The following is a 19,514-nucleotide window of genomic DNA, read 5'->3' as shown; positions in this document are numbered from 1 at the left end:
GGATGGGGCAGCGCGGCGTGGGTGGGTAGACTCCGGGCCATGCGCTTCCAGCCACCGTGGGGTGGAGCCTTCCGGCTCGACACCTTCTTCCACCGCACACCGGACGTCCTCCCGGAGGAGACGATGGCCTCCATCCGCTCGGCCATCCTGGGCTCGTCGCTCCTGGGAGAGTCGAACCTGTCGGGGCAGTTCTCCGGCACGTACGGCTTCTCGCTGACGTTCCGCCGGGACGCGCTGCCGGAGGTCCACCAGCGCTTCCCGGCGTTCGCGCCGTACCTGGCGAAGACGCTCTTGCCGGAGTGCAACGCCTTCCTGCTCAACCCGCTGCTGGTGGGGCAGGGCCGGGGCGTGGCGGCACACATCGACCGGAGTCTTGAATTCTACGGTCCGAGTATCGGCTGCCCGGTGGCGGTGAGCGTGCTGTATGTCCAGGTTCCGAAGGAACTCCGGGGCGGGGCGCTGCGGCTGTACCACCGGGGAGGTCGGGTGGCGGAGCTGACGCCGCGACAGAACGCGCTGGTGATGTTCCGGGGCGACCTGCTGCATGAGGTGGAGTCCATCACCTCCGGCGCGGAGGGGCTGGGGGGCTCGCGGATCAGCCTGGTGGTGGAGCAGTACCGCGCGCCGGACGAGCAGCTGACGAACGTGCCCCGCTTCGAGCTGCGCACGCGCTCGGGGGTGCGGGCGTGAGCGACCTGACGCTGGAGTGGAAGCTGCCCGCGCCGCCGGATGTTGTATTCCCCGCCCTGTCCGAGCCCGCGCTCATCCGCCGCTGGTTCGGCGCGCCGCCGGGCTGCTACCGCACGCACGCGCCGGACCCCGGTGCGTTGGGGCAGCCCTACCGGGTGGGCTTGAGGGACTCAGCGGGTCGGGTGTTTTCCCAGGTGGGCTGCATCGTGCAGGTGGAGCCGGGGCGGTTCCTGGCGCTGGAGATGGACTGGGAGGGTGGCGGGCCGGTGCCGCCGGGGCGCACCCGGGCGGAGCTGACCTTCCATCTCGCGGAGGACGGCACGCGGCTGGAGTTGCGCCAGGGACCGTTCGCGGACGACGCGGCCCGGGACGCGCACCGCGCCTACTGGGAGGCGTGCCTGGGACGGCTCGCGCGCGTGGTGGCGGGCGAGGCGGTGCCGTGCTTCGAGGAGTTCTGGGAGGAGTCGCGCGGCTACGTGGGGCCGCTGGCGGTGGCCGCGTACACGGTGCTGGCGGGGCTGCGCGAGTCAGGCGCGCCGAAGGAGGCGGTGGCCCAGGTGGAGGACGTGCTCTACACGCACCTGTCGCGGCTGCGCGAGGACACCGCGGACGTGCTGGGCGCGGTGCTCCAGTCGCGGGTGGAGGGCGGCGCGAGCTGACGCCGCCGCCCCCCGGTGGGCTTAGGAGGCCAGGGCCTGCGGCGGGGGCGCGGGGACGTCCTCCTCCGGGACGTGGGTCTCCGCGTCCTTCGCCTTGGCGATGCGCTCGTCCAGCTCCGCGGTGAGGTGCTCGAAGACCTCCTTGTTGAGCGTGCCCTGCTGGTACGCGCTGAAGAGGGAGTCCTTCTCCACGATGAGGACGCGGCGGATGGCCTCCTGCTCCTCCTCTTCGTGGAAGCGGTTGGACTGCTGCTTGAGCGTGGCGATCTCCTGCTCCACCGCCTGCGCCTTCTGCTGGTAGTCGCGCTCCAGGGGCTCCAGCACGTCCACCGGAATCTCCCGGCCGCGGCGCATGGACTCCAGGGACGCGAGCGCCGCGTGGATGGCGCCCAGCTTGCCTCGGGCCAGCTCGTACTTCTCCTGGTAGACGTCCTTGAGGCCGGTGATGCCCATCTTCTTGAGCATCGGCGCCATGGTGAGTCCCTGGAAGATGATGGACAGCACCACCACGCCGAACGTCATGTTCACCAGCAGCTCTCGGTGGGCGAAGTCCGCCGGAAGACCCAGCACCAGCACCATGGACACCGCGCCGCGCAGGCCGCTCCAGGTGAGCACCGCGCTCCACTTCCAAGGCAGCTTCTCCGACGTGAACCGCAGCAGGCCGGACACGCCGTAGACGACCACCGCGCGGCCCAGCAGCACCGCTCCGTACGCCAGCAGGATGGGCAGCCACGAGTCGAGCAGCGACGACAGCTTCACCTCCAGGCCGATGAGCAGGAACACCACGGAGTTGAGCGCGAACGCCAGGTACTCCCAGAAGCTCTCCACCGCGATGCGCGTGGTGGGGCCCATGCCCATGCGCGCCGCCCAGTTGCCGCACAGCAGGCCCGCCACCACCACCGCGATGACGCCCGAGTAGTGGAAGTGCTCCGCCACCACGAAGGACCCGTACGCGGCGATGACCGTGAGGGTGATCTCCACCATGGCGTCCTCCACGCGGAGGATGACCTTGGACGCCGCCCAGCTCACCGCCCCGCCGATGACGGCGCCCATGCCCGCCACCTTGATGAAGTCCATCACCGCGCCGCCCACGGTGAAGGCCTGACCTCCGGCCACGCCCACCACCAGCGTGAAGAGCACCACGGAGGTGCCGTCGTTGAGCAGGCTCTCACCCTCCACCAGGATGGCCAGCCGCTTGGGCGCGCCCAGTGCCTTGAACAGGCCCACCACCGCGATGGGGTCCGTGGACACGATGAGCGACGCGAACACCATCGCGTGGATGAGGCCGAAGCCCTCCAGCGCGTTCAGCCCACTCATCGCCGGGGACAACAGCAGCGCCGTGAGCGCCATGGACGCCACCACGCCCGGAATCGCCATGGAGGTGATGGCCAGCTTGTTCTTCATGAACTTGCGGAAGTCCACGTGGAACGCCGCCTCGAACAGCAGACCCGGCAGGATGACCGCGAACAGCAGCTCCTTCGTCAGGTGCGGCGGTTCGAAGGCCTGCACGATGCCCAGGCCCAGGCCCGCCAGCACCAACGCCACCGTGTACGGAAACTTGAAGTAGCGCGCCGCGATCGCCACCGCTGTCGCGATGGAGAAGAGCAGCACGAAGGCCAACTCGAAGTGCATGAATTCCCAGCCCCGTTTGTGCTCAAAAAGCGCGAGAATGCCATGCGCGCGGGGCGGGGGGGCAACCCCCTTTCGGAGGGAAATGAGAGGGGACGGGCGGGCGTTGCATTTTGCCAGACTGTTTTCTCAGGGCTGGAGACGGATGCGTTGTGAGGCTCCGGGGCGGTGGCTAGAAGCGAGGGATGATGGACCTCTTCCTGATGTCACCCCCGGGCCGGGGCTGGGCGTTGCGAGGCCGTTCGAACTTCCGCAGCCGTGAGGCCGCTCCGGCGGATGCGCGCGGCGCGCGGCGGGAGTGGCTGACGCTCGCCCGGCACATCGAGTCCCGAGGCGGCACGGTGGTGGCGCTGCCCTCGCCGTCGGACGCGCTGACGGGCATGCCCTATGCCGCCGAGTGCGGCCAGGTGGTGGCGCGCGAGGGCCAGGCCCCGCTGTTCCTCCTGCCCAGGATGATGAGCGCGCATCGCTTCACGGAGCGCGACCATTGGACGCCGCTGGCCCGGCGCCTGGGCCTGGAGGTCGTGGACCCGGGCGTGGGCATCTGGGAGGCGCACGGCGACGTGGCGACGTTCGACGGCGTGACGCTGCTGTTCTGGGGCGGGCGTACGACGCTCGACGGGCTGGAGGCGGCCCAGAAGCACTTCCCCGGCGAGGTGCTGCGCGTGCAGGTGCGTGAGCCCGCGTTCCACGGGAACATGGCGGTGCTGCCCCTGCCGGCGGTGGACCGGCTGGTGGTGTGCCCGGACGTGATGGCACCGGAGTCGGTGGCGCTCCTGGAGCAGCGCTTCGGCGCGAACCGGCTGGTGCGGGTGACGGAGGCGGACATCCGCCGCTATGCGACGAACGGGCTGCCGCTGGGCAGGGACCTGCTCGCGCCCACGGTGATGCCCGCGCACATCGTGGAGACCTTCGAGCGCCTGGGCATGCGCGTGGTGTCCATGCCGATGCCGGAGCTGACGGAGAAGGGCGGAGGTTCGTCGCGCTGCCTCGTGTCGCGCGCGTCGGTGGACGCCTCGCGCGTCACGCTTCCGCCCGAGTACCGGTTGGACGTCGTGGCGAAGGACCTCGAAGCCGATGGCGGGTGAGCTCGCGTCGCAGGCCCAGGCGTTCTTCGCGGCGACCCCGGAGCTGTCGTTGCAGGCGCTGGGCTCCGGCGTGCACGTCCCCTCGCTGGACCTGGCGCCGTACGGCATCCCGGTGACGCACCTGCTGGCGGAGCACAACGCGGAGCTCGCGCGGCAATACCTCACGCTCAATCAGCTGGCGTTCGGCGGCATCGGCGTGCCGCGTTGGGTGCTGTCGGACCTGTACCTGCTGCCCGGCGCCATCGGGCTGTTGCGCTGTCCCGCGCGGCTGCTCAAGGCGCCCGCGCGCGAACGGCTGCTGCTGGCGGACGAGGAGTCGGCCATTGGCGCGGCCTGTTACGTGGCGCCGTCCCTGACGCCGGGGCTGTTCGTGGGCGTGTCGCTGTTCAGCTTCCTGCCGGGGCGGGGCGCGTCCGCGTGGGTGAAGCTGCTCACGCTGGGTATGGTGCGCGCGAAGCGGCTGCGCGGCGTCACCCAGTGGGACAACCCCGCCGTGCGCGTGCACTCGCGGCTGGGGCCCATGCGGCTGGTGGGACGTGTCCCCGGTGGCCACGACTACGACGAGCGCACCTTCGTCTACGAGACGGACCTCTCCAATGAGGCCAACGTGGCCCGGGCGATGCTCCGGGGTGATGCGCCCGCGCCCGCCACTCGCATCCCCGTCACCGACCTGTTGTCGCTGGGCGCGCTCTTGGACCGGGCGGAGGCCGGGGCACGGCTGGAGCTGGCGCCGCCCGGTCAGGACGACGGCCACGTGCTGGTGCGCGAAGTGCCTCCGGGCTGAGGCTCAGGGCACGGGGGCGTGCGGGAACTCGTCGTCCTGTTCCAGGGCCTTGCGCAGGGCGCTGGCGCCGTCCTTGAGGATGGGCGCGCCGTGCGCGAAGCAGACGGTCTGGATGGGCAGGTGGTCCAGGATGCGCTGGATGCTGGTGCGCGTGCGCAGCGGTTCGTCCTGGTACTCGCCGGGGACGAAGGTGGGCGTGCGCCGGCCCTCGTGTGACAGCAGGTCGGAGATGAACACCACGGCGTGCGGGCTCTTCTGGAGCCACAGCGTGTACATGGCCTCCGTGGGCCCCGGTGTCTGGAAGGTGTTGAGGCCGCCCGGCAGCGTGGTGCCGTTCACGTATTCGAAGTCCGGCTTCTCCTCCAGGCCCTGCGCTCCTTCCGGCGCCCAGACGGGCACGCCGAACACCTTGCGCAGGCGCCACGCGGAGCGCTGGTGGTTGCCCGCGGTGAGCACGATGGCGTCGATATCGCCCAGCTTGCGCAGGACCTTCTCGTCGATGGGCAGCGGGTCGATGAGGGTGACGGTGCCGTCGTCGTCCACCACCGCGTAGGCGTCGCTGCGGATGCCGCCGAGCCGGTCGTCGGAGACGGTCCAGTGGTGCACGCCGGGGACGATTTCATCCGTCTTCTTCGCCTGGGCCTTGGGCTCGCTCATGCGGACAAAGCTAGGCACCTGTCCCCGGATGACAGGGGTCCGCGCTCCGCTGCCCGCCTGCCCCTCCAGCGAGCCCTCCTGCCCCCTTCGCATCCCGACCGCCGCGCGCACCTTTGTCGTTGGACGAAGGAGCGACCCGATGCGCGCGATGACCCACGAGATGCGACCACTGGTGCTGTTCGATGGGGACTGCGGCTTCTGCAAGCGCTGGGTGGCGCGCTGGCGCCAGGACACCGGTGGCCGGGTGCGCTTCGCGCGCGGGAGCAGGTGGCTGCTCAAGCTCCTGGGCATTTCGAGGAAGGACATGCTGCGGGCAATGCAGCTGGTGGAGCCATCGGGGCGCCGCTCGTCCGGCGCGGAGGCCGTCTTCCGCATGCTCGCCTGGTCGCCCCGCTGGAGCACGCGTCTGGCCGCGCGGCTGGGATTGTTGCCCGGCGTCCGGCAGGTGGCGGGCGCGGTGTATTCGGTCATCGCGCACCACCGCCGGCGCGCGTCGCGGTGGGACACGTGGTTGTTCAGCCGGGTGACGGAGCCCGCGGAGCACCGGCGGGTGCGCTGGGCCTTCATGCGCCTGCTGGGAGGCACGTTCCTCGTCGCCTTCACGTCGCTGGGGAAGCAGGTGCTGGGGCTCTACGGAGAGAAGGGCATCCGTCCCATCCGCGACGTCGCGCAGTCCGAGCGCTGGGCCGCGCAGGGCCGCTGGCGCCGTCCCTCCGTGTTCTGGAAGGACGCGTCGGACGCGGCGCTGGTGCGCGGCTGCCGCGTGGGACAGGCCCTGTCGCTGGCGCTGCTCCTCAACGTGGCTCCTCTCCCGAGCGCCGCCGCGCTGTGGGCGCTGTACCTGTCCTATGTGTCACTGGGGCGCGAGTTCCTGTCGTTCCAGTGGGACGTGCTGCTGTTGGAGATGGGGTTGTTGGGCGCGCTCACCGCGCCGGTCGGCGTGAGGCCCGGGCTGGGGAAGCGGGACGTGTCAGCGCTGGAGGTGTTCCTCTTCCGGATGCTCGTGTTCCGGCTCTACTTCGGATCGGGCATCAGCAAGTTCCACTCGGGTGACCGGACGTGGCGCGAGTTGAGCGCGTGCGACGTGTACTTCGAGACCGCGCCCCTGCCCACGCGCGGCGGCTGGGCCGCGCACCAGCTTCCACGCCAGGTGCGCCACGCGGGCACGGCGGCGGTGCTGGCGGCGGAGACGGCGGTGCCGTTCCTCGCCTTCGGTCCCCGGCGCGTGCGGCAGGCCACCTTCGGCATCCTCTCCGCGTTGCAGGCGGCCATCATTGCCACGGGCAACTACGGCTTCTTCAACGTCCAGTCGCTGGCCCTGGGGCTGTGGCTGCTGGACGACGCGGCCCTGCGGCGCGTGCTGCCGGAGTCGCTGTGGCGCGACGCCGGGCCCGCGCGGCGGCCGTCGGTGCCGGGCACGGCGCTGTCCGTGGTCGCGGCGGTGCCGTTGCTCACGCTGGGCACCGTGGAGCAGCTGCGCCGGATGGGGTGGTGGCCGCGCGGCCCGGAGCGCCTGGTGCGGGCGGTGGACTGGCTGGAGGACCGGGTGATGCCGCTGCACTCGGTGAACTCCTACGGCCTGTTCGCGGTGATGACGGTGGACCGGCCGGAAATCACGGTGGAGGGCTCGGACGACGGCGAGCATTGGGTGGAGTACCCGTTCCGATACAAGACGTCGGGCGTGGACCAGCCACCGCGCCAGGTTGCCCCGCATCAGCCCCGGCTGGACTGGCAGATGTGGTTCGCCGCGCTGGGGTCGCCGCCTTCATGGTTCCTGGCCCTGATGGAGCGGCTGCTGGAGGGCTCTCCGGAGGTGCTGGGGCTCTTCGCGTCCAACCCCTTCCCGGACCGTCCGCCCCGGCTCGTACGGGCGGTGCTCCACGACTACCGGATGACGTCCCGGGCGGAGCGCCAGCGCACCGGAGCCTGGTGGAAGCGGGAGCGGCGCGGGCTGTATGTGTCGCCGTTGACCCTCGCGCCCGGGTCATCCGAGCAGGCGGGAAGGCTGACCTGGCACGTCTGAAACATGCCTGGGTCCATGCGACTCGTGCCCGGTACGCCAGGACCCCACACGGGGGCGGAACGGCTAATGGCTCCCCGTGCGAAAGCAAAGGGCCGGGGACTGGCGGGGGATGGGGATCGCTGGGTACGGTTCAAGGGCGATGGTGTCCGGTGCTTCCTCGTCTTCCCTCATCTTCGGCAGGTATGCGGTGCTGCGCCGCGTGGCCGTGGGGGGCATGGGGGAAATCTTCCTGGCACGTCAGGTGGGCGTGAGCGGCTTCGAGCGCCCCGTCATCCTCAAGAGCCTGCTGCCGGACCTGCTGGAGCACGACGGCTCGGTGGAGATGTTCCTCGACGAGGCCCGCGTCGCGGCGCACCTGAACCATCCGAACGTCGTCTCGCTGTACGAGGTCGGCGCGTGGCAGGGCACGTTCTACATCGCCATGGAGTACATCGAGGGCGAGAACCTGGGCCGCCTGGCGAAGGCGTCGCAGCGGGCCGGCACGCCGCTGCCCCACCGCGTCTGCGCGCAGATGATCCGCGACGCGGCGCTGGGGTTGGATCACGCGCACCACGCACGAGACAGCCAGGGCGCGTCGCTGGAGTTGGTGCACCGGGACATCAGCCCGCAGAACATCATGGTGCGCCTGGACGGCCTGACGAAGGTGGTGGACTTCGGCGTGGCCAAGGCGACCATCCGCGCCAGCCGCACGCGCACGGGCGTGCTCAAGGGCAAGCTGCGATACATGTCGCCGGAGCAGGTGCGCAACGAGCCCGTCTCCGGCACCAGCGACCAGTTCGCGCTGGGCGTGGTGCTGTGGGAGCTGTGCACGCGCCGGCCGTTCATCGACACGGACAACCCCGCGGAGGCCATGCGGCGCATCGCGCTGGCGGCGGTGCCCCGGCCCTCGCAGTTCGTGGAGGGGCTGTCGCCGCTCTTGGAGCAGATCATCCTGCGCATGCTCCACCGCGCCCCCGGTCAGCGCTTCGCCCGCTGCGCGGACGTGGCCCGCGCGCTCCAGTCCTACCTGGATGAAACGCCGGAGCCGCCGGAGGAGAGCGTCCCCGCGGTGGTGACGCGGTTGGTGGGCGACACGGTGCTGGCGCGTCTGCGCGACGCGGGCAGCGGCGAGCCCGGGCTGCCCCAGGTCCGCGATCCCTCCAACGTGTCGTGCCCGCGCTGTGGCCAGTCCACCAGCGCGACCAGTCGCTTCTGTCCCGCGTGCGGCAACTCGCTCACGCCCATGGGCGTGGACGCCGCGCAGAAGTCGCTCACGCCTTCGTCCGGTTCCGGCTCCGGCTCCGGAGACGCCTCGCCCAGGCTGCCGGTGATGCCCGCGCTGCGCGAGCCGCCCGTGCACCTGGGCGACGAGGACCTCCCCGACGCGCCAACGGCCAAGGCGCCCGCGCGCCGCGGCGACGGCGCCGTGCACGAGCCGCCCACCGACCCGACGATGGAGGTGCCCGCGCCGCCGGCCTCCGCCCTGGCCGAGCCGCCTGCCGCGCACGAGGACGACGACGGGCCCCCGGCGCTGGGAGACGAGGCCCCGGGCCCCACGGTGAAGATCCGCGCGATGGACGCGCAGGCGCAGATGCGCCGGCTCACGTTGCTGGTGGTCGCGGGCGAGCCGGCCCACGCGGTCCGGTTGCGCGAGGCGGTGGCGCAGGTCTCGGCGCGCCACCACGTGGAGGCGATGGCGCTGTCGGACACGCACTGGTGTCTGCCCTTCGGCCTGCCGCAGGCGCGCGCGGACGATGCGACGCGGGCGCTGAAGTGCGCGGAGGAATTGGGCAGCGCGGGCGTGAACGTGCGGCGGGGCCTGGAGTCCGGCGTGGTGCGCACGAGCTCGGAGGCCGGGGCGCCCCGGCTGTCAGGCCTGGGGCTGGAGCGGGCGCAGGCGCTGGCGGACGCGGCGGTGTCCGGCGAGCTGCTGGTGGGCGCCTCCGTGAAGGCGCTGCTGGTGGAGGCGGGCGGGGTGCGCATCGGCATGGCGCGCGAGCTGCCCGGCGGCACGGCGTGGCGGGTGGAGTCCGGCGCGCCCGCGACCCGCGTGGACGCGCTGGTGGGGCGCGACGAGGCGCTGACCCAGGCGGCGATGGTGGTGGAGTCGGCGTGCAAGGGCGAAGGCGGCGCGCGGCTCTTCGTGGGGCCCTCGGGCGTGGGACGCAGCCGCTTCCTGGAGGCGGTGTCGGAGCTGGCCGCGGGCGCCTCGCCGCGCGTGGTGTACGCGTGGGGTGGAGACCCTCGCTCCGCGGGAGCGCTGGGGCTGTGGCGCACGGTGTTCGCCGCGCTGTCGCGGACCGCCACGAGCGGAGACGCGTCGCTGCCGCCGCTGTCGGGGCTGGGCTTCTCCGAACCGGAGGCCGCGGCGCTCTGGCGGAGGCTCGCGCGGGGCGTGCCCGTGGGCGGCGGGCTCCTGCCGGCGGGAGACGGAGCGGTGGTGGACGCCATCCAGCGCGTGGCGAAGCCGTCCGGCCTGTTGCTGCTGGTGGACGACGTGCACCGCGTGGACGGCCCTTCGCTGGACATGCTCGCGGGGCTGCTCGCGGCGAAGGAGCTGGGCGTGTCGCTGGTGGCCACGGGTGACGTGGACGCGGTGCCCACGGCCCTGGCCTCGCTGCCCGTGACGGTGCTGGAGGGACTGTCGCCGTCGGAGCTGAACGCGCTGCTCACCGCGAGCCTGGGCATGGCCCTGTCGCCGTCGTTGGAGCGGGCGGTGGCGGACCGGGTGCGCGGGAATCCCGCGCATGCGCTGGCGCTGGTGCGGCTGCTGGTGTCGGTGGGGGTGTTGCAGCGCACGGAGAGCGGCTTCCAGTCCAATGGCCCGCTGTCCCCCGCGGCGCTGCCGCAAGGCCTGGGGCAGGCCCTGGGCGCGCGGCTGGAGCTGCTGCCCGCCGCGTCGCTGCGCTTCCTCCAGCGGGCCGCGGTGGAGGGCTCGCTCTTCTCCGCGGAGCTGGTGCGCGCGTCGCTGACGGCCACGGACGGCGCAGGGGTGCTGGAGGACGCGGAGTGGGTGGTGCCCGTGCCCGGGCAGCCCGGCATCTTCCGCTTCATGAGCGAGGAGGCGCGGCAGGTGCTGCGCGAGCGCCTGTCGCCCTCGCAGCTGCGGAGCGCGCACCAGGAGCTGGCGGAGGCGCTGGAGATGCTGGTGTTCGCGCAGGAGCCGGCCCGCGAGGTGCGGGTGGCGGACCACCTGCTGGGCGCGGATGCCTCCGGTGCTCCGGCCGCGTGCGAGCGGGCGGGAGACTGGTTCGCGGCGCGAGGCGAGTGGCGCGCGGCGGTGGAGTTCTACCGCTGGTCCCTGGGCCGGGCGCCTGGCGCGACGGCGGCGGTGGTGCGCTGGCAGCTGGACGTGCTCGCGCGCGCGGCGGGATGCCTCACGCAGGCGGACCCCGCCGCCGTGGACGGGCTGGTGACGCCGTGGCTGGACCAGGTGCCGGTGATGCAGACGCCCGGCCGGTGGGCGGAGGCCGCGCGGCGCCTGGCCGTCGCGGAGCTGAAGCTGGGGCGCGTGGATGACGCGGAGGTGCGCCTCAGCATGGCGCAGGGGCCGGCGGGCTCGGACCCGGAGGTCGAGGCCCTGGTGCTGGGCGAGCTCGCGCGCGTGCGCGAGGCCAAGGGCGAGACGACGGCCGCGGTGGAGCTGCTCGCGCGGGCCTTCCAGCGCATGGGGAACCGGACCCCGCACGTGGCGGACTTCTTCTGGGAGCACTACCTGCTCCTGGGCCGGCTGCAGCAGCGGCTGGGGCAGCTGGACCGGGCGCGGGTGGGCTTCACGCGCGCGGCGGAGCAGGCGCGGTCGGTGGGCAGCGCGGTGGGCCAGGCGCGAGCGCTGTCGCAGCTCGCGGGCCTGCGGGTCCTCGCGGGCGAGCCGGCCCAGGCGCTGTCGGACCTGGAGCGCGCGCTCGCCCTGGCCGAGCAGGGTGGGGACGCCCAGGAGGTGGCGCGCATCCACTACAACGCCGGGCGCCTGCTGGTGACGGGAGGCCGGGCCCCGGAGGCGCGTGAGCGGCTGGAGCAGGCGAGGGAGCGCGCCCGGGTGGCCGGCTGGCGGGAGGGAGAGGCCCTGGCCGCGCAGGTGCTGGGGGCGATGGAGGCCCGGACCCCGCGCCGTGGAAGTGGGCAGTAGTCGTCAGCAGGCGTGCAGGCGCGCGGACTTCGGCGCGAGCGCTCGCGGTTTTCACGCCCTTTGAGTGATCCACCGGTAGACTCGGCCATTCCCCGCCTGCCCCCGTGCCTGCCTTCGTGAAGACCTCACGCCCCATCTCCTTTTCCTTGTTGGGTTTCCTCGCGCTGGGTGCCCTCGGTGCGTGTGGACCGTCGCCCACGACCATCACCCTGGATCCGCCCGAGCTGCGCTACCTGCGCACGCAGGGGCAGAACCTGCCGCTCAGCTACACGGTGTTGGACGCGGACGGGCGCAAGATGATGGACACGCGCTTGCGCTGGACCAGCTCCGCGCCGGAGGTGGCCTCCGTGCTGGAGGACGGTACGGTGGTGGCGCGCAAGTCCGGGAAGACCATCATCGGCGTGCAGGGCGGACGCGCGAAGGCGGCGCTGCCGCTGGACCTCACCATCCTCGCGTCGCTGGACGTGCGCGCGCCGGGCGCGGACTTCGTGGAGGTGGGGCGCACCATCAAGATGCGCGTGGTGGCGCGCAATGAAGCGGGCCACGTCATCCCCGACGCGACGCCCGACTTCCGCTCCAACAACGAGGCCGTGGCGCGCGTGGAGAACGGCGAGCTCATCGCCGCGTCCGCCGGCGTGGCCACCGTCACCGCGACGCTGGGGCACCTGCACCGCGCCATCGCCGTGCAGGTGGTGCCGCCGGACTTCGCGCGCCTGGGGCTGAACCTCACCTCGTACACCTTCAAGAAGAAGGGCCAGTCGGTGATGGTCCAGGCGCGCGCGTACAACCGCAACGGCGTGGCGCTGGAGAAGGTGCCGCTGGAGTGGTTCAGCTCGAACGCCGCCGTGGTGACGGTGTCGTCCGAGGGCCGCGTGACGGCCGTGGGCAAGGGCCGCGCGGTGGTGTCGGTGGTGGCCGGCCGCCGCCGCACGGCCGCGGACTTCATCGTCGAATAGCCCCGCCGGTTCGACGCCGGGCCCGCCGCACTTGGAGCGGCGGACCCCGAGGCGATGGGCCTCTACGGCTTCTTCTTGGGCGGCGCCGGGGACTTCGGCGCGGGGCGCTTGCCGCCCTTCTTCTTGGACGCGGCCTCCACGTCATCCGGGCAGGGCGGGCGGGGACCGTCGCTCGGCGGCTGGATGGTGAACTCGACGCGGCGGTTGAGGGCCATGCCCTCCTCCGTGGCGTTGTCGGCCAGGGGCATGCTGCGCCCGAAGCCCTGCGAGCACACGCGCTCCGCGGCGACGCCGGTCTCGATGAGGAAGCGCTTCACGCTGGCGGCGCGGCGCTTGGACAGCTCCAGGTTGTACTGGTCGCTGGCGCGCGAGTCGGTGTGCCCCTCGATGAGGATGCGGTCCATCTTCGGGTTCTCCTCCATCACCCGCGCGACCTCCTCGAGCACCGGGTAGGACTCGGAGAGGATGACGTCCTGGTCGGTGGCGAAGTTCACCTGCTCCAGGATGACGATCTTGTTCCCCGACGTGCGCGCGAGCGGACAGCCGTCGCGGCCGCGCTTGCCCTGCGGGACGTCCGGGCACTTGTCGATGCGGTCCACCACGCCGTCGGAGTCCGCGTCGGTGTCCGGGCAGCCGCTGTTCTCCACCGGGCCCGCGAGGTTGGGGCAGCGGTCGCGCTCACCGATGACGCCGTCGTTGTCGGGGTCCACGGGCGGAGGGGGCGGCTCGGGCGGCTCCTTGAATCGCTCGATGGCCTCCCACTCGCGCGTCTTGGCGGGCACCCAGAGGATGGACGTGAAGAAGCTCAGGTTCGGCGACGCCAGCGAGCAGCCGCAGCCCAGGCCGCCGCCGAAGGTGAAGGTGACGCCCAGCGAGCTGTACCAGCGCAGGCCGATGAGCAGCTCCGCGGGAATCTGCCGCTCCTGGCCCGGAGCCTTCTTGAGGCCGAACGCGCCGTTCACCATGCCGAGCGCGGTGATGCCGCTGCCGCGCAGCAGGGGCACCTCCGTGCCCAGGCCGAACGGGGCCATGTCCCCTAACTGCACGCCGCTGAAGATGACGTCCGGCCGCTTCCAGAAGCCGCCGTTGAAGGCGAGGAGGATGCCGGACTCGAAGCGGTAGTCGAGCACCAGGCCCGGCGCCCAGGTGAGCTCGCCGTCGCCCGCGAAGGCCTCCTGCACGCCGGTGGGGAAGCTGACGTTGAGCGTGAGCGCGGCGCCCCAGCCGTGGCCCTCCGCGGAGCGGCGGAAGCCGGGGATGGCCACCTTGCCCATGAGGCGCAGGTCGCCCAGGGCGAAGCTCTCCACGGGCCCTTCGGTGCCGATGACCTCCAGGTTCTGGCCGCCCTGTAGGAGCACGAGCGGCATGTCCACGCCGACCTCGAACCAGTCGAAGAGGCCGACGGTGGCCATGACATCCAGCTGGAGCCGGTTGCCCACGAGGCTGATGGAGCCCAGGTCTCCGTCCTTGGGGACGAGCGAGAGCGGGTTGAGGGAGTAGCTGAAGTAGGGCCCGGCGGAGACGGACAGGTGGGACAGGGGCCGCGACTGGGTGACCATCACCAGGTCCTGCGGCGCGCCGGATGGGCGGAAGACCTGGATGTTGAAGCGCGGATCCGGCGCGGCGTGGGCGGCGGTGGACAGCGCGAGGGCCAGCAGCAGCGGGAGGAGCGGCGCGCGGGAAGGCTTCATCGGACGCGGCGGGTGGAGCGCAGGAAGAGGAAGCCCAGGGCGAGGGTGACCAGCATGGCGGTGCTGCCGGTGGGGGTGTCCTCGGCGGTGGTGCCGCAGCAGAAGGCGCCACCCTGGGGTTCGGTGCCGGGTTTGCGGCGGCCGCGTTCGCACTGCTGGGTTTCGGCGGAGCAGAACTCGACGCCCAGGCAGTCGCCGCTGTCGGCGCAGGTTTCGAGGCAGGTGTTGGAAGTGAGGTCGCAGGTGCCGCCGCAGGGGCAGTGGGCATCGGCGAAGCACTCGACGCACGTGGAGCCGTCACACACGCGCCCTTGCTCGCACGTCACGGCGCAGGCGCCGGTGTTGGAGCAGGTGCGGGTGGTGGGGTCGCATTTGCCGCTGCCGCAGTCGGAGTCGTTGACGCAGCCCACGCACACGCTGTTCTGCACGGTGCCGTCGGAGAGGCAGAACGGGGTGTCCTCGCCGCATGAGTCGCAGCGGGGGCCGCAGCGATTGTCGGTGGTGCAGGAGCTGCATTCACCGCTGACGCAGGTCTGGCCGTCGCCGCATTCCAGGTCGTTGCGGCACTGGACGCAGACCTCGCCGTCGAGACAGAAGGGGCGCTCGCCGGGGCACTTGGAGCAGCCGGGGCCGCAGCGGTCGGAGGTGTTGCATTCGGCGATGCTGTCGACGCAGGCGCCGTTCAGGGTGTCGCAGCGCTGGCCGTTGGAGCACTGGCTGTCGGTGGTGCACTCGACGCAGGAGGGCGGGGCGCCGGGAGTGGGCGCGGCGCACTGGGTGCCATTGGGGCAGCAGTTGCAGGAGTTGCCGGCGCAGGCGTCGTTGGTGTTGCAGGGCGTGCAGACGTGGTTGGAGCAGCTCTCACCGCGGTCGCATTGGGTGTCTTCGTTGCACTCGACGCAGGTGTTCGCGGTGAGGTCGCAGACCTGGCTGCCGGGGCACTCTGCGTCGGCGGTGCACTGGACGCAGGTGAAGTTCGGCTCGTCGCAGACCTGGCCGGAGCCGCAGTCGGAGTCGCGGACGCAGCCGGTGCACACGTTGGTGGTGGTGTCGCAGCGGCCAGTCTGGCAGTCGCTGTTCTGGGTGCACGCGACGCAGGTGAACTGGCCGTTGACCTGGGCGCAGATGGGCGCGGTGGGACCGCACGGCGAGCAGATGTCTCCGCACAGGAGGTTCGTGTCACAGGGTGCGCAGAGCGCAGCGGAGTTGCAGTAGTAGGACGAACCGCAACTGCCATTGCCGGGCTGGTTCGCGAACTGGCGGTTGCACTGGACGCACTGATCCAGGTTGTCCGGGAACGACGGCCGGCCGGTCTCGGTCTGGAACAGCTGTGCGGGTTGGACCAGCGTGAAGCCGGAAGAGTTAAGTGGGATGACCGGATCCTCACCTGCGGGCTGATCGAAGTCCGTGAATGCTCCGTCCAGGACGGCGAACTCCAGCGCGGCGTGCTCCACGATCTGCACGTAGAGCAGTTCAATGGGGTAAAGCCCGGATTGGGTGAAGGTGACGGAGTTGGTGGTGCGTCGTGTCGGCGCCCCCAACTCCGGCGGCCGGATGATGATGTCGTAGCGTCTGCTGGCCTTGTCGAACAGGACGAGGCTGATGGCGTCATCGGCGTAGAAGCCGAAGTGCAGGACGCGCCCGACCATGGCCGGAGTGACATTCAAATAGCCGCGGAAGCGTGAGACGAAGCGCGTGCTTGAATTGTTGTAGTGGAAGGGGCAACCACCCTGGTCACAACCCGAAACCACTTTGACGAAATCGCCGAAGCTCAGCACACGGCCATCATTCAAGTTGTTCGATAGGTCGAATGCCGAGCGCAGCACGGAGGTCATGCGCGTTCCGGCGGTCTCCTCCATGTAGGCATTCAAATTCTCAATGTAGTTCGTTTGATACTGAGGGAACTCGCCGGTGGTCCTCGTCCACACGCTGGACGCCATGCAGATGCCCGTACCGACTTGGCCGCTTGGCGATGGCGCGGAGGGGGCTCCAGTCACCAAGACGTCAGGCAGCTTTAAGCCTGGGGCTGGGGCTTTCTGCGCCACGGCAGGCGCGCTCGCGAGGCACACGGCGAGCAGGGACAGCGCGGCAACCGCGCGGAGGGGCAGGGGAGCAGTGCGCAAAACGGGCGCAGCCTTACAGATTAAGTTGATGTTCTCAACCTTCCGCCCACGTCCCGAGTCCCAGTGCCCGAATGCGACCTCCAGGGTCCTCTGTCCCTCCACGTCGCAATCAATCCGGACAGCGTGCAAAACAGGAAACCGTCACACACGACGACAGGCGACATCCCCGTCCTGCGAGCGGATGAACGCCGCGGCGAGTTCGTTGCCCAGGGCCGCGCACAGCACCTCGAACGTCCGACGCCGGGCTCCACCGAAGAAGCCCGGCTGTCGCGCCAGGGTCTCCGGGTGACGCACGAAGACGTTGTACCCGAGGATGCACCCGTCCGCGCGCAGCACGGTGATGCCGTCGGTGGCCATCATGCCGCGCAAGAGCTGCGCGGCCGCCCGCACCGCTGACGCCGCGCTGTCGTCCTGGGTCGCGTGGTGCCGGTCCAGCAGCGCCACCACGTCCATGGGCCGGGGCAACAGGATGCCGTCCACGAACAGCGCCGAACCCGCGCGCTCGCGGGGCAGCACCGCCACCAGCGTGCCGTGCGAGGACTGCATCACCTCGAACAGCACCCGCCGGAAGAAGCCCCGTGCGTACTCGCGGCTGGAGGGCAGGACCTGCTCGGTCACCGCGCTCGCCAGCGCGTCCAGCACCACGGAGGGCGGCTCCAGGTCGATGCGCGCGCCGGACAGGTACACGTGCCGGCACAGCCCTCCGCCTCCGCGCAGCTCGATGATGTTGTCCGCCAACTGCAACACGCCCACCACCCGTGCGCCCCGGTCCGGCGCGTGCCGCAGGCGCTCCAGCGGCGTCTCCGCCAGGGGGAACGGATCCGTCCGGAAGATGCCGTAGGTGAGACCCGCGGGCTCACGCACCAGGTACAGCGCCCACCAGCGCCCCTGCCCCAGCGGCGCGCACTGCTTGAGCGCCCTCTGGATGGTGGCGCGGGTGCGCGGCCCCGAACCCAGGGGAATCGGGTCGTGCCCGCCCAGCAGCTCCATCATCGCGCCCAGGTCGTCACCCAGGAACGCGGTGGGGAACAACAGCGCGCCCTCCTCGCGGTAGCGCGACAGCGTCACCAGCAGCTCGCTGAGCGCGTCCGCCGTCTGGGGACACGTCATGTCCGCCTCGTCGAGGAACGTACTGACGGACTCGGTCAGCAGGTGACGGAACGACAGGATGAGAGGAGAACCCGCCTCCGGGCCCGGACCGGTCATGGCGGACCCAGCATGACGCATCGGTGGCGATGAGGCACGAAGTCTCGCCTCCATTCCGAAGGCGGGACCCCGTCAGGAACCGGCCGCCTACTCCGCCGCCCGCCGTGCCGTCTCCAGGGTGGAGGCGGTGCGCAGCCAGCCCTCCGCCTGGGCGTCCAGGTGGGACAATAGCTCCGAGAAGAAGCGCGTCTCCATGGCCTGCGCCAGCGTGGCTCCGTGCGCGTCCGCCCACTTGCGCGTCACCGTCGCGCGCACCTGGGCGCCCAGCAGGTCCACGAAGCGCTCCAGCAGCGGCGTGGACAGGAGCGTCCCCGCCCACACCACCGCGTCATGGCCCAGGCCGCCGGTGGCCACCGTCACCACCGCAGCCGCGCCGGACGGCACCGAGTACACCAGCGTGGTGAGCGCCTGGAGCAGCTCCTCGCGCATGCCGCCCTGCAGCTCGCTGCCCACCAACTGGCGGCAGAAGTCATACAGCGTCGCCCGGTCCGCCGCGTGCGCGTGCAGCGCGCCCAGGTCCAGCGGCGCATCCAACCGGCCGAGCATCGCGGGCCCGAAGGACTGCTCCAGCTTCTCGCGTGTCTCCGCGTCTCCGCGCCACGCGGCCACCTCCGGCGCGAAGGCGTCCACCAGCCTGCGCAGCCCGTCCTTCATCGAGTCATCCACCGCCTGCGTGGGCAGCGCCTCATTCGGCCGGGGGCCGGTGAAGGACTCGCGCACCTTGCGGCTCACGAACGTGAGCGCCGTGGCCAGCCCGCGAAACGGCAGTCGCACGAACCGGTGGAAGGTGCTGCGCGCATCCAGTTCGTCGCGGAACGCATCCACCAGCACGTCCGCGGGCACGGCCTTCAGCGCCGCCTGCGCGCCAATGCCTTGCAGGTCGTGCCGCAGCCGCTGCCGCAGTCGCTCTGGCTCACGGGCCGCACGGGTCGCCGCCCGCGCCACCGCGTCCAGCTCCGAGCGCGCATCCGACAGCGACGCCTCCAACGCCCGCGCCTTCAGCTCGCGCGCATGTTCCGCCTGTCCCAGCAGCGCTGCGAGCGGCGGCCGTCCATCCAGCGCCTCCGTGGCCAGCGGCTTCAGCCCTGCCTCCACGTCCGGCTGGTGCGGTGCCAGGTAGCGCGCGAGCGGCGGATGGCCCACGTCCTGGGCCAGCTTGTCCAGGTGGCCGCGCGCCACGTCCTCGCGCGTGGCTTCGTTGTAGACGAGCAGGTACGGCTTGCCGTGGCCCACCGCCGCGCGCAGGAAGTCCACCAGCGCCGCGTTCTGGTACGTCTGCCGGCTCACCACGAACACCAGCACGTCCACCGTGACGAGCAGCGCCTCGGCCCGCTCGCGGTTGTCGCGGTACACGCTGTCGAAGTCCGGCGTGTCCATCACCAGCAGTCCGCGCGGCATCGCATCCGACAGCACCAGGTACAGCCGGCCCGGAGGCCCGGGCTCGTCCACGGGCGCCACGGTGCCGTCGGCCACCGGGATGATGTCGTAGCGCTGGGTGAGCACGTCCTTCAGCGCGCCCGTCCACGTCTCTGGATTCGCCGCGGCCAGGCACTGCTTGGTGAGTCCGCCCTCGGGACGCGCGGGGGACAGGGACGCCTTCGCCAGCGAGTTGAAGAGCGTGGATTTCCCGACGTTGTTGGGGCCGGCGATGGCCACGAGGAGCAGCGGCGCGTCCCCGGCGCCGAGGCGGGGCAGCAGGTCGCGGCGCAGGCGTTCCGCCAGGCGGCGGGCCACGTCGGCGTCACCGCTGTCGGGGAAGCGTTCGGAGGCGGGCAGGGCGTCCAGGGCGGACGCGAGGGCGGTGCGCAGGGCGCGAGGGTCCTTCATGGGCATAAGGGGCCACGCGTAAGACAGCACGCACGCCGCGTGGTGCCCAGCCTGGTGTGCGCACTCTGTCCAC

The 19,514-nt window shown here is 71.5% G+C and carries 13 protein-coding genes; 7 read left to right on the top strand and 6 right to left on the bottom strand.

All coding sequences use genetic code 11. The features are described 5' to 3' along the window. Window positions 1-690, top strand: a 690-nt coding sequence (locus D7Y21_RS21820; protein ID WP_233612235.1) for a 2OG-Fe(II) oxygenase, incomplete at its 5' end; no start/stop codon positions are given. Continuing rightward, window positions 687-1,349 (top strand): SRPBCC domain-containing protein, encoded by a 663-nt coding sequence (locus D7Y21_RS21815; protein WP_121715452.1) that lies wholly within the window; start codon window positions 687-689, stop codon window positions 1,347-1,349. The genes D7Y21_RS21820 and D7Y21_RS21815, both read left to right, overlap by 4 nt. Before the next feature lie 21 nt (window positions 1,350-1,370). On the opposite strand, the gene D7Y21_RS21810 is transcribed toward D7Y21_RS21815, so the two are convergent. After that, entirely contained in the window at window positions 1,371-2,981 is a 1,611-nt protein-coding gene (locus tag D7Y21_RS21810) for a Na+/H+ antiporter (RefSeq protein WP_121715450.1), read from the bottom strand. Window positions 2,982-3,163: 182 nt separating this feature from the next. Here D7Y21_RS21810 and D7Y21_RS21805 point away from each other — a divergent pair, with 182 nt between their 5' ends. Next, on the top strand, window positions 3,164-4,066 hold the full coding sequence (locus D7Y21_RS21805) for a dimethylarginine dimethylaminohydrolase family protein (protein WP_233591298.1): 903 nt from the start codon (window positions 3,164-3,166) through the stop codon (window positions 4,064-4,066). Continuing rightward, on the top strand, window positions 4,056-4,850 hold the full coding sequence (locus tag D7Y21_RS21800) for a hypothetical protein (RefSeq protein ID WP_120560948.1): 795 nt from the start codon (window positions 4,056-4,058) through the stop codon (window positions 4,848-4,850). Before D7Y21_RS21805 ends, D7Y21_RS21800 begins: the two co-directional genes overlap by 11 nt. A gap of 3 nt (window positions 4,851-4,853) precedes the next feature. On the opposite strand, the gene D7Y21_RS21795 is transcribed toward D7Y21_RS21800, so the two are convergent. Continuing rightward, a complete protein-coding gene (locus D7Y21_RS21795; RefSeq protein WP_233612234.1) occupies window positions 4,854-5,507 on the bottom strand; it encodes an MBL fold metallo-hydrolase in 654 nt (217 codons plus the stop codon). Window positions 5,508-5,646: 139 nt separating this feature from the next. Between D7Y21_RS21795 and D7Y21_RS21790 the strand changes: the two genes are divergently transcribed. The 3 genes from D7Y21_RS21790 to D7Y21_RS21780 all read left to right on the top strand — a co-directional run bounded on the left by D7Y21_RS21790 (window position 5,647) and on the right by D7Y21_RS21780 (window position 12,594). Then, window positions 5,647-7,530, top strand: coding sequence for a lipase maturation factor family protein (locus D7Y21_RS21790; protein WP_121715446.1), 1,884 nt, complete (start codon window positions 5,647-5,649; stop codon window positions 7,528-7,530). A 109-nt stretch (window positions 7,531-7,639) separates the two neighbouring features. Beyond that, window positions 7,640-11,638 carry a protein kinase gene (locus tag D7Y21_RS21785; RefSeq protein WP_233612233.1) on the top strand — a complete coding sequence of 1,333 codons (3,999 nt, stop codon included), beginning with the start codon at window positions 7,640-7,642 and terminating at the stop codon, window positions 11,636-11,638. Window positions 11,639-11,754: 116 nt separating this feature from the next. Further along, window positions 11,755-12,594, top strand: a complete 840-nt coding sequence (locus D7Y21_RS21780) for an Ig-like domain-containing protein (RefSeq protein WP_120561686.1) — start codon at window positions 11,755-11,757, stop codon at window positions 12,592-12,594. Window positions 12,595-12,656: 62 nt separating this feature from the next. Here D7Y21_RS21780 and traB read toward each other — a convergent pair whose 3' ends face one another. The 4 genes from traB to D7Y21_RS21760 form a co-directional block, all read right to left on the bottom strand. Then, window positions 12,657-14,285 carry an outer membrane exchange protein TraB gene (traB, locus tag D7Y21_RS21775; protein WP_121715442.1) on the bottom strand — a complete coding sequence of 543 codons (1,629 nt, stop codon included), beginning with the start codon at window positions 14,283-14,285 and terminating at the stop codon, window positions 12,657-12,659. Further along, the gene (traA, locus tag D7Y21_RS21770; protein ID WP_121715458.1) at window positions 14,282-16,363 is read right to left on the bottom strand and encodes an outer membrane exchange protein TraA; all 2,082 of its coding nucleotides are present in this window, start codon (window positions 16,361-16,363) and stop codon (window positions 14,282-14,284) included. Before traA ends, traB begins: the two co-directional genes overlap by 4 nt. Before the next feature lie 186 nt (window positions 16,364-16,549). After that, window positions 16,550-17,614, bottom strand: a complete 1,065-nt coding sequence (locus D7Y21_RS21765; RefSeq protein ID WP_120560952.1) for a hypothetical protein — start codon at window positions 17,612-17,614, stop codon at window positions 16,550-16,552. Between the two features lie 87 nt (window positions 17,615-17,701). Continuing rightward, window positions 17,702-19,441, bottom strand: a complete 1,740-nt coding sequence (locus tag D7Y21_RS21760) for a GTPase (RefSeq protein WP_121715456.1) — start codon at window positions 19,439-19,441, stop codon at window positions 17,702-17,704. Window positions 19,442-19,514 lie beyond the last annotated feature (73 nt).

Source organism: Corallococcus sp. AB045 (genome assembly GCF_003668895.1).
Lineage (GTDB): Bacteria > Myxococcota > Myxococcia > Myxococcales > Myxococcaceae > Corallococcus > Corallococcus coralloides.
Note: the sequence above shows the minus strand (reverse complement) of the source record. Positions and strands in the feature narration are given on the sequence as shown.